Source organism: Bradyrhizobium sp. S69 (genome assembly GCF_009766005.1).
In the GTDB taxonomy this organism is placed as follows: domain Bacteria; phylum Pseudomonadota; class Alphaproteobacteria; order Rhizobiales; family Xanthobacteraceae; genus Bradyrhizobium.
In genome coordinates this window covers 456,619-471,530 of record NZ_LMUK01000041.1, presented here as the reverse complement: position 1 = coordinate 471,530, position 14,912 = coordinate 456,619, and the positions used below count along the sequence as shown (strand labels likewise).

9 protein-coding genes are annotated in these 14,912 nt (G+C 62.5%); 4 read left to right on the top strand and 5 right to left on the bottom strand.

The window, feature by feature from the left end:
• Positions 1–86: 86 nt before the first annotated feature.
• The 3 genes from GSQ88_RS19700 to GSQ88_RS19690 form a co-directional block, all read right to left on the bottom strand.
• Positions 87–2,576: a penicillin-binding protein 1A gene (locus tag GSQ88_RS19700; RefSeq protein WP_159009375.1), complete on the bottom strand. Its 2,490-nt coding sequence runs from the start codon at positions 2,574–2,576 to the stop codon at positions 87–89.
• 210 nt (positions 2,577–2,786) lie between these two features.
• A complete protein-coding gene (locus GSQ88_RS19695) occupies positions 2,787–5,282 on the bottom strand; it encodes a penicillin-binding protein 1A (RefSeq protein WP_159009374.1) in 2,496 nt (831 codons plus the stop codon).
• Positions 5,283–5,533: 251 nt separating this feature from the next.
• Positions 5,534–6,904: an N-acetylmuramoyl-L-alanine amidase gene (locus GSQ88_RS19690; RefSeq protein WP_159009373.1), complete on the bottom strand. Its 1,371-nt coding sequence runs from the start codon at positions 6,902–6,904 to the stop codon at positions 5,534–5,536.
• 727 nt (positions 6,905–7,631) lie between these two features.
• Here GSQ88_RS19690 and GSQ88_RS19685 point away from each other — a divergent pair.
• Positions 7,632–10,913 carry an Rne/Rng family ribonuclease gene (locus GSQ88_RS19685; protein WP_159009372.1) on the top strand — a complete coding sequence of 1,094 codons (3,282 nt, stop codon included), beginning with the start codon at positions 7,632–7,634 and terminating at the stop codon, positions 10,911–10,913.
• Positions 10,914–11,108: 195 nt separating this feature from the next.
• Here GSQ88_RS19685 and GSQ88_RS19680 read toward each other — a convergent pair whose 3' ends face one another.
• Together GSQ88_RS19680 and GSQ88_RS19675 are read right to left on the bottom strand one after the other, a co-directional pair.
• Positions 11,109–11,885 carry a cyclase family protein gene (locus GSQ88_RS19680; RefSeq protein WP_159009371.1) on the bottom strand — a complete coding sequence of 259 codons (777 nt, stop codon included), beginning with the start codon at positions 11,883–11,885 and terminating at the stop codon, positions 11,109–11,111.
• A 36-nt stretch (positions 11,886–11,921) separates the two neighbouring features.
• On the bottom strand, positions 11,922–12,920 hold the full coding sequence (locus GSQ88_RS19675; RefSeq protein WP_159009514.1) for a fumarylacetoacetate hydrolase family protein: 999 nt from the start codon (positions 12,918–12,920) through the stop codon (positions 11,922–11,924).
• An 88-nt stretch (positions 12,921–13,008) separates the two neighbouring features.
• On the opposite strand from GSQ88_RS19675, the gene GSQ88_RS19670 reads away from it, so the two are divergent.
• The 3 genes from GSQ88_RS19670 to GSQ88_RS19660 form a co-directional block, all read left to right on the top strand.
• Positions 13,009–13,932, top strand: coding sequence for an ABC transporter substrate-binding protein (locus tag GSQ88_RS19670; protein WP_159009370.1), 924 nt, complete (start codon positions 13,009–13,011; stop codon positions 13,930–13,932).
• Between the two features lie 10 nt (positions 13,933–13,942).
• Complete coding sequence (locus tag GSQ88_RS19665) at positions 13,943–14,641, top strand: GntR family transcriptional regulator (protein WP_159009369.1); 699 nt, start codon at positions 13,943–13,945, stop codon at positions 14,639–14,641.
• 4 nt (positions 14,642–14,645) lie between these two features.
• Positions 14,646–14,912 (top strand): ATP-binding cassette domain-containing protein (locus GSQ88_RS19660; RefSeq protein ID WP_159009368.1); only part of this gene is annotated, 267 nt, incomplete at its 3' end.

Below are 14,912 nucleotides of genomic sequence, written 5' to 3'. Positions count from 1 at the left end.
TTTGACGCGTTTTCTTCACGCGAACCGGTGCCCACGGAGCCTGTCATCGGGCGCGCAGGCGCGCGACCCGTTGGCTCGAAAACGCTCTAATACAATCCGCCAGTACCGGGCCGGAACAGGCTGCGATCCCCATCCGGCTCCGCCTGCGGCACGCGACCGTCGGCGTCGGCAACGCCGATCGCCGAATAATTGTCCGACGGCGCGGTGCCGGGCTTAAACGCTTCCAGGATGATTTTGCCGCTATCGGGACCTGCCCGCAGGCCGGTCTTGGCGTCCACCCGGATCAGCTTGATACCGGCCGGGATCTTGAACGGGGTTGCCGGCTTGTCGGCGAGCGCAAGTTTCATGAAATCCCTGGCGATCGGCGCGGCGGTATGACCGCCTTGCGCGTTTCTGCCCAGGCTGCGCGGCTTGTCGTAACCAACATACAGACCGACAACGAGATCCGGCGAAAAGCCGACGAACCAGAGATCTTTGCCTTCGTTCGAGGTACCGGTCTTGCCGGCGATCGGCTTGCCGACGTCGCGCAACGCGATCGCCGTGCCGCCCTGAACGACGCCCTCCATCATCGATGTGATCTGGTAAGCCGTCAGCACGTCGAGCACCTGCTCCTGCCGATCGACAAGCTGCGGCTCCGGCTGGTTCTTCCAGCCTTCCGGCGCATCGCATCCGCGGCATTCGCGGGCGTCGTGCCTGAAGATGGTGTGGCCGTAACGATCCTGGATCCGGTCGATCAGCGTGGGCTTTATCCGCCGGCCGGAATTGTCGATCATCGAATAGGCCGTAACCATCCGCATCACGGTGGTTTCGCCGGCGCCGAGCGCATAGGACAGGTAATTCGGCAGTTCGTCGTAGACACCGAAACGCTTGGCGTATTCGCCGATCAGCGGCATGCCGATATCCTGCGCCAACCGCACCGTCACGGTATTCAGCGACAGCCGCAGCGCGTTACGAAGCGTGGTCGGTCCCTGGTACTTTCCGACCGAGAAATTCTCCGGGCGCCAGACCCCGCCGCCCTGCCCCTGATCGATTTCGATCGGTCCATCGATCTCGACGGACGACGGCGTATAGCCGTTGTCGAGCGCCGAGGAATAGACGATCGGCTTGATGGTCGAGCCCGGCTGTCGATAGGCCTGCGTTGCACGGTTGAACTGGCTCTGGTCGAACGAGAATCCGCCGACCATCGCCAGCACCCGGCCGGTATGCGGGTCCATCGCCACCATGGCGCCGGATATTTCCGGTAACTGGCGCAACCGGTATTGGCCATCGACCAACGAGCCATCCTTGGCAATCAGCGGATCGGCATAGATGATGTCGCCGGGCGACAATATCTGGGATACGGCGGTCGGCGTTTTGCCTTTCGCGGGTCCCGCCGTCGGCTTTGCCCACCTCACGCCGTCAAGCGTGACGATGCCGGTTTTCCTCTCTTTGGATAGCACGCCGCCGAGTTCATGACCCGGCTGAAAACCGATCCGCGCCGACTGATCGCTGGTCTCGAGCACCACCGCCATCCGCCACGGCGAAATGTCGTTGAGTGATTTGACGTCGGCAAGCTTGACGCCCCAATCGCCCGTTATATCGAGCTTGCTGATCGCGCCTCGCCATCCCTGCGTCTCGTCGAAATTGACGAGCCCCGCCGCCATGGTCTTGCGCGCCATCACCTGCAACTTGGGATCCAGCGAGGTTCGTACCGAGAGACCACCTTCATAAAGCTTCTTCTCACCATAGCGCTCGAGCAGGTCGCGGCGGACCTCTTCGGCGAAATACTCGCCGGCGAAAGTTCGCGCGCTATTGGTTCGATTGGTGACAGCCAGCGGATCCTTGCGCGCGATGTCTGCGTCGGTCTGTTTGATCCAGCCGTTTTCGAGCAGACGATCCACCACGTAATTGCGCCGCTCGACCGCACGGTCGTGGTTACGCACCGGGTTCAGCGTTCCCGGCGCTTTCGGCAACGCGGCGAGGAAGGCCGCCTCCGCCACCGTGAGCTCGTTGACCGATTTGTCGAAATAAACCAGCGACGCCGCGGCAATGCCGTAAGCGCCCTGGCCGAGATAGATTTCGTTGAGATAGAGCTCGAGAATCTTGTCCTTCGAATAGGCGCGCTCAAGCCGCATCGCGAGCAGCGCTTCCTTGATCTTGCGCGCAAACGAGACTTCGCTGGAAAAGAAGAAATTCTTCGCCACCTGCTGGGTGATGGTCGAGGCGCCTTGCGGCCGGCGTCCGGACCCGAAATTCTGTGCGTAAACTACCGCCGCGCGCGCCATGCCCGAGTAATCGATGCCGCCATGCTCATAGAAATTCTTGTCCTCGGCGGCGAGGAACGCGTTGATCACGAGTTTCGGAACCGCCTGGATCGGCAGATACAGCCGACGTTCTTTCGAATATTCCCCAAGCAGCGCGCCGTCGGCGGCATGCACGCGCGTCATCACCGGCGGCTCGTAATCCTGCAACTGCGAATAATCCGGCAGATCCTTGGAGAAGTGCCAGATCAAACCCGCCGCCGCGGCGACGCCGACCAAGAATATCACGGTTCCGGCGGTGAACAGGAACCCGAAGAAACGGATGAGCAGCCTCATAAGTCGTACCCGATCGTAAGGCCGCCCTCATGCGTTGCCAGAATAGATCTGCACCGCTGCGACGCCATTTAACTGAGATTTTGATCCGTTTTAATTGCGGGCGTTTGATGGTGTCTCTGACACAAAGCTATGCTGGAGTAAACTTTGCCCGCACCAGACACGGTGCTTGAATACGACCATTCAGGTTGCGCCTGCGCCAACGGATCCGGTCTAATACAGGCCACCGGTTCCGGAGCGCAGGATGCTCCGGTCGGCGTCCGGCGACACCGTCAGCGTGCGGCCATCGGCATCGGCAACACCCATCGCCGAAGAATTATCCGGCGGCGCGGTGCCCGGCTTGAACGCTTCGAGAATGATGTTTCCGCTATCGCCCGGACCGGCCCGCACGCCGGTCTTGGAATCGACGCGGATCAGCTTGATTCCGGCGGGAACCTTGAACGGGATCGCCGGCTTGTCGGCGAGCGCGAGTTTCAGGAAATCGCGGGCGATCGGCGCTGCCAGATGGCCACCAGTGCCGGCATTGCCCCTGCCCAGCGTACGCGGCTTGTCGTAACCGAGATAAATGCCGACCACGATATCCGGCGAGAAACCGACGAACCAGGCGTCCTTGGCATCGTTGGTGGTGCCGGTCTTGCCGGCGATCGGCTTGCCGACGGCGGCGACCGCGGTCGCGGTGCCGTGCTGGACCACGCCCTCCATCATCGAGGTGATCTGGTAGGCGGTCATCGGATCCAGCACCTGCTCGCGGCGATCGATCAATTGCGGCTCGGGCTGACTCTTCCAGCCGCCGGGGGCGTCGCAGCCGCGACACTCACGCGCATCGTGTTTGAAGATGGTGTGGCCGTAACGATCCTGGATGCGATCGATCAGCGTCGGCTTGACCCGGCGACCGCCATTGTCGAGCATCGAATACGCCGTAACCATCCGCATCACCGTGGTCTCGCCGGCGCCCAGCGCGTAGGACAGATAGTTCGGCAACTCGTCATAGACGCCGAAGCGCTTGGCGTATTCGCCGATCAGCGGCATGCCGATATCCTGCGCCAGCCGCACCGTCACCGCATTCAGCGACAATCTCAGCGCATTGCGCAGCGTGGTCGGGCCGTTGTATTTGCCGCTCGAGAAATTCTCCGGCCGCCAGACCCCGGCGCCCTGCCCCTGATCGATTTCGATCGGCGCGTCGATCACGGTCGTGGACGGCGTATATCCGTTGTCGAGCGCGGACGAGTATACGATCGGCTTGAACGACGAACCGGGCTGCCGGTAAGCCTGCGTGGCCCGGTTGAACTGGCTCTGATCGAACGAGAAGCCGCCTACCATCGCCAGCACGCGACCGGTCCAGGGATCCATCACCACCATAGCACCTGAGACTTCCGGCAACTGGCGCAACCTGAATTGGCCGTCGACCGCGTTGCCATCCTTGATCAGCGGATCGGCATAGATCACGTCCCCCGGGACAAGCACCTGCGATACCGCGGTTGGCGTCTTGCCCTTCGCAGGTCCCGCGGTAGGCTTGGCCCATTTGACGCCGTCCAGCGTGATGAGGCCGGTCTGCCGGTCCTTGGCTACGGCACCGCCGAGCTCGCGGCCCGGCTGTAAACCAATTCGCGCGGATTGATCGCTGGTCTCGAGCACCACGGCCATTCGCCAGGGCGAGATGTCGTTGAGCGACTTGACGTCGGCGAGCTTGACGCCCCAATCGCCTGTTATATCGAGCTTGCTCTGCGAACCGCGCCAGCCCTGGGCTTCATCGTAGTTGACGATGCCGGCGGCCATCGTGGTGCGCGCCATCACCTGGATCTTCGGATCGAGCGTGGTGCGGACCGACAAGCCGCCTTCGTAAAGCTTCTTCTCGCCGTAGCGCTCGAAGATGTCGCGGCGGACTTCCTCGGCGAAATACTCGCCGGCGAAGATATGCGCGCCATTGGTGCGGTTGGTCACGATCAGCGGGTCCTTGCGGGCCTTGTCGGCATCGGCCTGCTTGATCCAGCCATTTTCCAGCAGCCGATCGATCACGTAGTTACGACGTTCGATCGCGCGGTCGTGGTTGCGAACCGGATGCAGCGCCGCCGGCGCCTTGGGCAACGCCGCGAGATAGGAGGCTTCCGCGACCGTGAGCTCGTTCACCGATTTGTCGAAATAGACCAGCGACGCCGCGGCGATGCCGTAAGCCCCGAGGCCGAGATAGATTTCGTTGAGATAGAGCTCGAGAATCTTGTCCTTCGAATAGGCGCGCTCGATCCGCATCGCGAGCAGCGCTTCCTTGATCTTGCGCGCGAACGAGACTTCATTGGTCAGAAGGAAGTTCTTCGCCACCTGCTGGGTGATCGTGGAGGCCCCCTGCGGACGGCGGTTGGAACCGTAGTTCTGCGCGTAAACCATCGCCGCGCGCGCCATGCCCGAATAATCGATGCCGCCATGCTCGTAGAAATTCTTGTCCTCGGCGGCGAGGAACGCGTTGATCACGAGTTTCGGAACCGCCTGGATCGGCAGATACAGCCGGCGCTCCTTGGAATATTCTCCAAGCAGCGCGCCGTCGGCGGCATGCACGCGTGTCATCACCGGCGGCTCGTAATCCTGCAACTGCGAATAATCCGGCAGATCCTTGGAGAAATGCCAGATCAATCCGGCCGCCGCGGCGACGCCGACCAGGAACACAACTGTTCCGGCAGCGAACAGGAAACCGAGGAACCGCACCAGCAAGCGCATTATCGATCGTCCGTTTCAATTTTTGACGCCGTCACATTTGACGCCGTCACATCAGACCCACGCCCTGGTGCGGGAGGCTGCTTGCGGAATGTTCCCTCCCGCGCGGGCTTACAATACCATCGTCCAAAAAACACTGTAGAAGAAACATTGTCGAAGCCGGAATTATGATCGATTCCGAAGGCCTTGCGGTATTTTCTATAAAGCCGCCGCTGTGGCCAAACTAGGGCTTACACCGCCGCAAGGCCCGCGCTTCAGTTCGCGGATCCTGCGGTCGCCAGACGTTTCGCAAAGAAGGCGTCGATGGCCTGCGCCATCGAGCCCACGGTCTTGGAACGCCAGTTCTCCGATACCAGATGTTCGAGATCGCTCTTGTTCGAGACATAGCCGAGTTCGACCAGCACCGACGGCACGTCGGGCGCCTTCAGCACGCGGAAGCCCGCCGACTTCAGCGGGTGCTTGTACATCCGCGTGGCGTTCTTCATCTCGCCGGCGAGTAGCCGCGCGAAGCGATTCGAAAAGGTGCGGGTCTCGCGCTGGGCCAGGTCGATCAGGATGTCGGCGACGTCGGTCGGTTCCTCGGTCAAATTGACCCCGCCGATCGCATCGGCCTTGTTTTCGGCTTCCGCCAGCCGTTCGGCCTCGGCGTCGGAGGCCCGGTCGGACACGGTGTAGATCGTCGCCCCCTGCACATCGCCCTCACGGTGCGGCAGAAAATCGGCATGGATCGACACAAACAGCGCCGCCGACTGGCTGCGCGCGATCTTCACCCGGTCGTTGAGCGGAATGAAGGTGTCGTCGGTACGGGTCATGATAACCCGGTATTTGCCGGTTTTTTCGATGCGGTCGCGCAGCGCCAGCCCAAATGCCAGCACCAGGCTCTTCTCGTTTTGGCCGTTGGCCTGGGTGCCGTTATCAGGACCGCCATGGCCGGGATCGATCACGATCAGAGGGCGCGAATCGGCAGCCTCGGGTTTGGAGTCAGAAGGCTTGGAGTCGGAAGGCTTGGAGTCAGAAGGCTTGGAGTCAGAAGGCTTGGACCCTGGCCCGGCGTCGGATCTGGCCTCGGCCGGCGTCGGCGTGTTGGCCGTGGCATCGGCGATGGCAGGCCTCAGCTCGGGCCGGCTTTCGGTCGTGAGCGACTGCACGAAGCTGGCGCGGTCGGTCTCGGCAAACTCCAGCACCAGCCGCGACGGCTGGCCGTTGGCGGCCTCCAGCACGTAGGAATTGGCGATTTTGGCAGGCCCAGACAGGTCGAACACGATTCGGGACCCGCCCGGCATGACCAGGCCATAACGGAACCCCTTGATCAGTCCGCGGCCGGCCGTGCCGGTCCCAGCCGGAAGCTGAAAGTTGATTTGGGGCACATCGACCACGACCCGGTCGGGATCCGCGAGCGCAAAGGCACGAAACGACACGGTTTTGTCGAGATCTAGAACAAAACGGGTCTGCTTGACGTCGCCGGCCAGCCGGGCATCCGAGGCAACGGGAAAGCCTGACGCCACAACAGGGTTCGCCGGCTGTCCCTCATCGGCCTCGACAAGACTAATATCGGAACACAGAAATGCTGCGGCGCACAACAGCGCACACCCCAGCAAAATACGATGATTTGCGCGGCTCGCCAACGATTCGGTGCCTCCGACCAGCCCTCTTACCGCAATAGGAGTGCAGGGTTAATCGTGCCTTAAGGAGCTTGACGAGAATACCTGCGGAGTGTTGCCGCGCTGCGACGCTGCTTTGCACGTCCTTTGGTCGTCCCTTGCACCTCGGCGTCATTCCACGTATGTACGAGGGGCTGACGGTTAATACTCCCGGTTGTGTCGCGTTCAGCCTCCCGGTGCAGCGCCGGAACCTTCGGTTCTTTTCGGGGTTTCCAGCGTCTTTCCGATCCCTCCCCAGCCAGTGCAGCGCGCGGCTGACATGGAGCGGCGGTTTTGAGCCCGAGCGGCGTTCGGTCCCAGGTTACCATCTTGGTGCAGGGACGACTGTAAGACACGGCATAACCGAATACCGGGCCGCAAGGCTCCGATATGCGATGGCCGGCGAGCGCTTCGGCGCCACGCCGGGCCTTCAGCGACAGACAAGGCGGCGCTTTTTGCCGCCAACGTGTTCAGACGGGCCGACGCTTGATGCGCCAGACTGTGTTGCCGACCATGATCCAGCAAGGAACCGCGCCGACGCGGAGCGAAAGCTCTGCGCGTCGCTTTGCTCTGCGAGGAACATGTTCGGCGCGGCGCTCTGGGTTGCGTTTTGGCCTTCCCCTCACCCCCGAATCAGGTGGACCGTCGCGTCACCCGGACGCGCGATATGCGCGCACCGCGATACGCGCCCGCCGCCGTCAAGAGCTCAAAAATGCCCAACAAAATGTTGATCGATGCCACCCACCCGGAAGAGACCCGGGTCGTTGTGGTCCGCGGCAATCGTGTCGAAGAGTTTGACTTCGAGACCGCCCAACGCAAACAGCTTCGTGGAAACATCTATCTCGCAAAGGTCACGCGCGTAGAACCGTCGCTGCAGGCGGCCTTCATCGAGTATGGCGGCAACCGCCATGGCTTCCTGGCCTTCAGCGAAATCCATCCCGACTATTATCAAATCCCGGTCGCCGATCGTCAGGCGCTGATCGAAGCCGATGAGCGCGCCCATCGCGAGGCCGAGGAAGAAACTGAAAATCGTTCCAACCGCCGCCGCCCACGCCACCGCAACGCACGCCGTCGCGGCCAGAGCGACCGCGTACAGAGCGGCGTGGTCGAGGGAACCAGCCCGGATCACGGCCAAGATCACGGCCACGGCGACGAGCCGCACGATCATCAGCCGCATGAAGACGGCGGCGCAGGACATGTTCATGAGGGACATGTTCATCACGGCGAGGGCGAGACCTATCAGCCCGCCGAGGCGAGCCATCACGACCACGAGGGTCACGAGCCTGCGCACGACCATGATCATGCCCATGATGGCCATGGCCACGATCAAGCGCACGATGGCGAGACCCCTGCTGCGTCATGGCAGTCTGAGACGCCTGCTGCTGCCGTCGAAGCCTCCGCTCCGGCTGGCGCGGAAGCTCACGGCGAGCATGCTGATCACGTTCACGCCGATCATTCGCACGACGATCACGCGCATGAGGCTCACGCCCACCACGATCATGTACATGATGACCACACGCATGATCCCCACGGCCACGATGAACACGCCGAGCATGCGCAGGAAAATGCAGCGCATGCCGAAGACGCGGCTCATGCCGAGCATGCCCACGGCGAGCCCGCGGCATCCGATCACGCCGAATCGCCGGCAGCTTCGCATGGCGATGACGCACACGACGATGACGATGATGATGGCGACGAGGCCGAGGAAGAAGTCGTTGAATCCGTCGGTGGCGACGATGTGCTGGAAGAAGTGCCGGAGCGCGCCTTCCGGCCGCGCCGCCAGTACAAGATCCAGGAAGTCATCAAGCGCCGTCAGGTGATGCTGGTTCAGGTCGTCAAGGAAGAACGCGGCAACAAGGGCGCTGCCCTCACCACCTACCTCTCGCTGGCCGGCCGCTATGCCGTGCTGATGCCCAACACCGCGCGCGGCGGCGGCATCAGCCGCAAGATCACCTCGGCGCAGGACCGTTCGCGGCTGAAGGAAGTGGTACAGGATCTCGACGTGCCCGAGGGCATGGGCATCATTCTGCGCACTGCCGGCGCCTCCCGCACCAAGCCCGAGATCAAGCGCGACTTCGAGTACCTGATCCGCATGTGGGAAACCGTGCGCGACATGACCCTGAATTCGCAGGCGCCGACCCTCGTCTACGAGGAGGGATCGCTGATCAAGCGGTCGCTGCGCGATCTCTACAACAAGGAAATCGACGAGATCCAGGTCGCCGGCGAAGCCGGCTATCAGGAAGCCCGCGACTTCATGAAAATGCTGATGCCGTCGAATGTGCGCGCGGTCCGGCAATATCGCGACGGCCAGCCGTTGTTTTCCCGAATGGGAGTCGAGAGTCAGCTCGATGCGATGTTCTCGCCAACCGTGCAGTTGCGGTCCGGCGGCTACATCGTGATCAACCAGACCGAAGCTTTGGTGTCGATCGACGTCAACTCCGGCCGCTCGACCCGCGAACATCACATCGAGGATACCGCGCTCAAGACCAACCTCGAAGCATCAGAGGAAGTCGCGCGGCAATTGCGCCTGCGCGACCTCGCCGGCCTGATCGTCATCGACTTCATCGACATGGACGAGAAGCGCAACAACCGTTCGGTCGAACGCAAGCTCTCCGATTGCCTGCGGCAGGACCGTGCCCGGATCCAGGTCGGGCGCATCTCGCATTTCGGCCTGCTCGAGATGTCGCGCCAGCGCATCCGCGCCAGCGTGCTGGAGAGCTCGACCGAGCCGTGCCCGCAATGCGGCGGCAGCGGTCATGTCCGTTCGGTGTCTTCGGTCGCGCTGCAATTGCTGCGTGGACTTGAAGAAATATTGATGAAGGGCGCCACCCACAATCTCGTGGTGCGCACCCGCACCGACGTTGCGCTCTACGTGCTCAACCACAAGCGCGGCCATCTGCGCGACCTCGAAAACAGCTTCAAGGTTACGCTGGCCGTGATCGCCGATCCGACCGTGAGCGGCCAGCAATCGTTCATCATCGAACGCGGCGAGCAGGTTCACACGCTGGAGGCAGCCAAGGCGCTGCTGGCAGCACAGGTCGCTTCGTCCGTGCCGCAGGTCGAGGAAGCCTATGACGACGAAGAGGCCTACGACATCGAGGCCGAATCCGAAGTCGAAACCGACGAGAGCGAAGGCCTTGGTCAGGATGCTGGCCAGGATCTTGGCCAAGACGTTGGCGACGAAATTGCCGCCGGTGAAAGCGCGGGTGGCAGTGCCGATGCGGATGGCCCGCGGCGCAAGCGCAGACGCCGTCGGCGTGGCCGCTCCGGCGAACCGCGCGAAGGCGGACCGGTGCGCGAGGAGCACGACGCTCCCCGGATCGCGGCGGATGGCGAGACCCATGAAAGCGTCGGTTCGGTTGAAGAAGCCGGCTCCGACGAGGACGAATCCGAGGAAGCCCAGGGGGAGACCCAAGGGGAAACTCAAGCGCGCAACGACCAGGGCGCGGACGGCGAGCGCCGGCCGAGGCGCCGCGGTCGCCGTGGCGGGCGCCGCCGGCGCGGTGGACCGGAAGACGGTCTGGCCGGATCGATTGCCGATGAACTCGGGCCGACGACCGCTCCCGAAGCCCTCGACGCGGTTGCCGATCTCGATTCGGTTCCGCATGGATTTATGCCTGAGCCGGCGCTGCCGGTGATTCAGCCCGAATCGATCGCACCACAGGCCGCGCCGCACGAGGCCGATCGGCATCAACCGGAAACGGCCTCCGTACCCGCGCCGGAAGCGGCTATCCAGAAGGAAACTCAAGAAGCCGCCCACGAGTCCGATAAAGCCGCACGGCGGCGGTCAACGGTTCGGGAGAAGGTGAGCTTCCTGGCCGATGCCGCACCGGCTGCGGCGCCCTCGCATGCCGCGGAGGCCGTGGCCGATCAGGTCCATGCTGAGCCGGCAGCGGCGGCCCCTGCTCCAGCGCAACCGGCGACCGAGGCAACCACCGAGGCCCAGCCCCGCAAGGCGGGCTGGTGGTCGCGGCGCTTCGGCAACGGCGAATAAGACATCCGCTTTCTGGAACGAAAAACCGCCCGGCAAAACCGGGCGGTTTTTTAATGGGCGGGAAGCGTCAGAAAATACCGTCGTGTGACCTGTATTGGAATTTCGCGATCCGCTCCCCGGTGAATGAGCCGACCCAAAGTTCATCCCGGGGGTCCGCCCCGGCATGAACACATCGCTTATGCCGGACGGCGCGGTTCATCCATCGATGATCGCAACGGCCCTGGTCCAGCCCGCCGAAGCGCGCTCGATCTTGACCGGGAAGCAGGACACCGTGAAACCGGTCGATGGCAATAGCTCGAGATTGTGCAGCTTCTCAATGTGGCAATAGCCGATGTGACGGCCGGCCTTGTGACCTTCCCAGATCAGGCTGGCATCCCTGGTCTCGGCGTACTTCTTCGCGGTGTGGACGAACGGCGCATCCCAGCTCCAGCCGTCGATCCCGGTCAGCCGCACACCGCGCTCCAGCAGATACATGGTCGCCCCGTAGCCCATGCCGCAGCCAGAACTGACGTAGTCGGGACGGCCGTATTTGGCGCCGGCGCTGGTATTGACCACGACGATCTCAAGCGGCGAGAGCGTGTGACCGATGCGCTTGAGTTCAACTTCGACATCTTCCGCGGTCGCAACATAGCCATCGGGAAAATGCCGGAAGTCGAGTTTCACAGCCGGCTGCAGGCACCATTCCAGCGGGACCTCGTCGATGGTCCATGACCGCTCACCGCGATTCATGGTGGGATGAAAATGCCAGGGCGCGTCGAGATGGGTGCCGTTGTGGGTCGAGAGCTGGACCTGTTCAACCGCCCAGCCCTGCCCGTCAGGTAAGTCGGCGGCCTTGAGACCATCGAAGAATTGCAGCATGCGCGGCAGGCCCTGCTGATGATCGATGTACTGGATGGTCGGCTGCCCGCCCGGCGGATCGGCGGGCACGTCGTTTTGCAGGGGGACGGAGATATCGATCAATCTGCGCGCCATGGCGTTTCCTCGTTCTGTGTTTCTTATTGATCGGCCTTAAACGGCCTTCGCGTCTTGCCGTTCAACCCTGTTCTTCAGGACCCCGATCTTCTCGACCTCGAGTTCGATCGTGTCGCCATGTTCAAGGTACCAACCGATTTCAAGGCCGCAACCATTGCCGACCGTGCCGGAGCCGATGAATTCGCCGGGCATCAGCGTCTCGTCCCTGGTCACGTGTTCGATGATCTCCTCGAACGAAAACAGCATGCCTTCGGAAACCCCTTGCGAGCGCATCTTGCCATTGACGCGGACTTCCATCTTCAGCTGGTAGGGATCGCCGATTTCATCGGGAGTCACGATCCAGGGTCCCATGACATTGCCGCCGTCAAAGCTCTTGCCTTTGGCCGGACCCAACCGCCCCTCCATTTCGATACGCTGGGCGTCGCGCGCCGAAAAATCATTGAATATCGTGTAGCCGAAGATGTGGTCCTTGGCCTTGGCAGCAGAAATATTGGCGCCCTTGTTCCTGGTGATGATGCCGAACTCGCACTCGTAATCCATTACCTGGCTGTAGCGCGGCCATTTCACCGTCGTATCGGTGCCGCGCACGCTGAAGCGGTTGGTGATGTAGTAGATCGGCTGCTTGCGGTAGATCTCCGGCAATTCGCCGAGCGGCTCGGCCTCGAGCCGCGCCAGTTCCGCCATGTCGTTGTTGGCGCGCGCCGCAAGCTTGAACTGGCCTCGTGGCGCCTGAAGGATGTGCAGCGGAAACGACATGCCGTCGCGCATCTGCCGCGGCTCCGGCACCGGCGCGAGGATGGCTGCACTCTTGACGGCTAGCGACAGCGCGCTGTCCTTGCCGTGCTTGTCGAACATGGTTGCAGCCTGATCGAGCGCCCGCGGCCCGGCATCGATCAAGGCGAGCATGGAGGCGAACGCCGGATTCTCGGCGCCGGTGCGACTGGCGGCGGCCGCGAGGTCGAACAGAAGGCTGTCGCCCGAATGCACGACTCCCACCTTTTCCTGACCGCCGGACGTGAACGTTGCGAGTTTCATCTGGGTGCCCTCTTGCGTGGAGATGAAATATATGATCATATAAAATATCGATAATCAAGTATGAAAAATGTAAAACGAGGAGACGGCGATGACAAAGGTCCTGGCGACCCTCGCGATCAGTCTGGCGCTGACCGGGTCCGCGGCGGCGCAAGCCAGGATTCAGATCGGTTGCACCGCGACGTCGGACTGTGCCTCGGCGATGGTCGCAGCCGACGAAGGAATTTTCAAAAAGCACGGGCTGGATGCCGAGATGACTCCGATCGGCATCAACTCGAATATCCCTGCCGCCATCCTGTCGAACTCGATCCAGATCGGCGGACCGACCTCAACCGTGTTCCTGCAGGCGGTGGACGGCGGCCTAGACCTCGTCGCCATCGCCGGCGCCTCGACCATGAATCCGGCGTCGAACGGCAACATCACTGCGTTCGTTCGCAACGGCATCACCATCAAGGAGCCAAAGGATTTCGTCGGCAAGAAAATCGGGGCGCCCGGGCTGAACGCCTTCCTGCATGTGCTGTTCGTCAAGTGGCTGGTCGAGAAAGGCGTCGATCCCAAGAGCGTCAACTTTGTCGAAGTCACCTTCCCGACCATGGCTGACATCATCAAATCCGGCGGCGTCGACGCCGTACTCACCGCCGAGCCGTTCGTGACGCGCATGACCAATGCCGGACTGGGCTCGGTCGGTGCGCGCTACGCGGTCGAACTCGCACGAAACGACCCGATTATTTTTTACGCGGCGTCGCGCGAATGGGCGGAGAAGAATACCGACACCATCAGGAAATTCCGCGAAGCGATCGCCGAATCCGCGCAGATCGTCAACGGCGATCCCGAGAAAGCGTTCGCTTCGATTGCCAAATTCACCAAGCAGCCGTTAGAACTGGTGAAAGCAACACCACCGAATCACTCCGAACCGGTGCTTAAGCCCGAGCAGTTAGCCTGGTGGATCGAGGTGATGTCGTCGCAGAAGATGCTACAGTCCAAGCTCGACACCGCCACATTGGTCCTGAATTGAGGACGTCGCGATGCCAACTCCCGAGCGCGACCAGAGTGTGCCGGCCGCGGAGGCCGCAACCCTGAGCGAGCGCGCCGCGACATTGGTCGAGCGCGACATCCTCATTGGCGACCTCGCGCCGGGAGCGCGGCTTGGGATTGTCGATCTGGTCGAACGCTATGACATCGGCGCGACGCCGTTGCGCGAGGGTCTGTCGCGGCTGGTTTCGCGCGGCCTGATCGTCGGCATCGGGCAACGCGGCTTCCGCGTCGCCGACATCAGCCGCGAGGATTTAGCCGACATCACCACCATGCGCACCGCCGTCGAGATCGAAGCGATCCGGCTGGCCATCGCGAACGGCAATGATGCCTGGGAGGCCGACATTCTCAGCGCGCTGCACCAGTTGCGCCGGCATATCGAGCGCACCGGCAATGAATTCCGCGAAGGTGCGGAGGATTTCGACCGGCTGCACAAGGGTTTTCACACCGCCTTGCTGGGAGCGTGCGGCTCCAAGCGCATGCTCGCCGCCCATTCCGACCTCTACGATCAGGCGTATCGGTACCGCCGCGCGATGATGCGCCAGTTGGACAGCGGCAAGAAATTCGTGCGTGTCCATCAGTTGCTCGCCGACTGCGTTCTCTCGCGCGACGTTCCCGGTGCCCAGGCCATGCTGTCGGAGCATCTGCATTCGACGATCAACTTCGTCTATCCGCCAGGCAACAGGAGCTGACGTCATGGCCATCGCCCTGAAACGCCAGGAGGCGCCGGTGTCCGGCCTCGCAGCGCCGCAGATCGAATTTATCGATGCCACGTTGATGCTCGGCGGCAAGACCATCATCGAGAATTTGAACCTCGGCGTCCGGCCGGGCGAATTCCTCTGCATCGTCGGCGCTTCCGGCTGTGGCAAGACCACAGCACTTCGTCTGGCGGCGGGCCTCTATCAGCCGAGCCGTGGCGCGGTCCTGTTCGACGGCCAGCCGATGCTGCAACCACGCCGCGAT

What these genes read in the sequence shown, in the direction of transcription:
- GSQ88_RS19700 (WP_159009375.1), bottom strand. Translation starts at nt 2,576, where the DNA reads ATGAGGCTGCTCATCCGTTTCTTCGGGTTCCTGTTCACCGCCGGAACC.
- GSQ88_RS19695 (WP_159009374.1), bottom strand. Translation starts at nt 5,282, where the DNA reads ATGCGCTTGCTGGTGCGGTTCCTCGGTTTCCTGTTCGCTGCCGGAACA.
- GSQ88_RS19685 (WP_159009372.1), top strand. Translation starts at nt 7,632, where the DNA reads ATGCCCAACAAAATGTTGATCGATGCCACCCACCCGGAAGAGACCCGG.
- GSQ88_RS19680 (WP_159009371.1), bottom strand. Translation starts at nt 11,885, where the DNA reads ATGGCGCGCAGATTGATCGATATCTCCGTCCCCCTGCAAAACGACGTG.
- GSQ88_RS19675 (WP_159009514.1), bottom strand. Translation starts at nt 12,920, where the DNA reads ATGAAACTCGCAACGTTCACGTCCGGCGGTCAGGAAAAGGTGGGAGTC.
- GSQ88_RS19670 (WP_159009370.1), top strand. Translation starts at nt 13,009, where the DNA reads ATGACAAAGGTCCTGGCGACCCTCGCGATCAGTCTGGCGCTGACCGGG.
- GSQ88_RS19665 (WP_159009369.1), top strand. Translation starts at nt 13,943, where the DNA reads ATGCCAACTCCCGAGCGCGACCAGAGTGTGCCGGCCGCGGAGGCCGCA.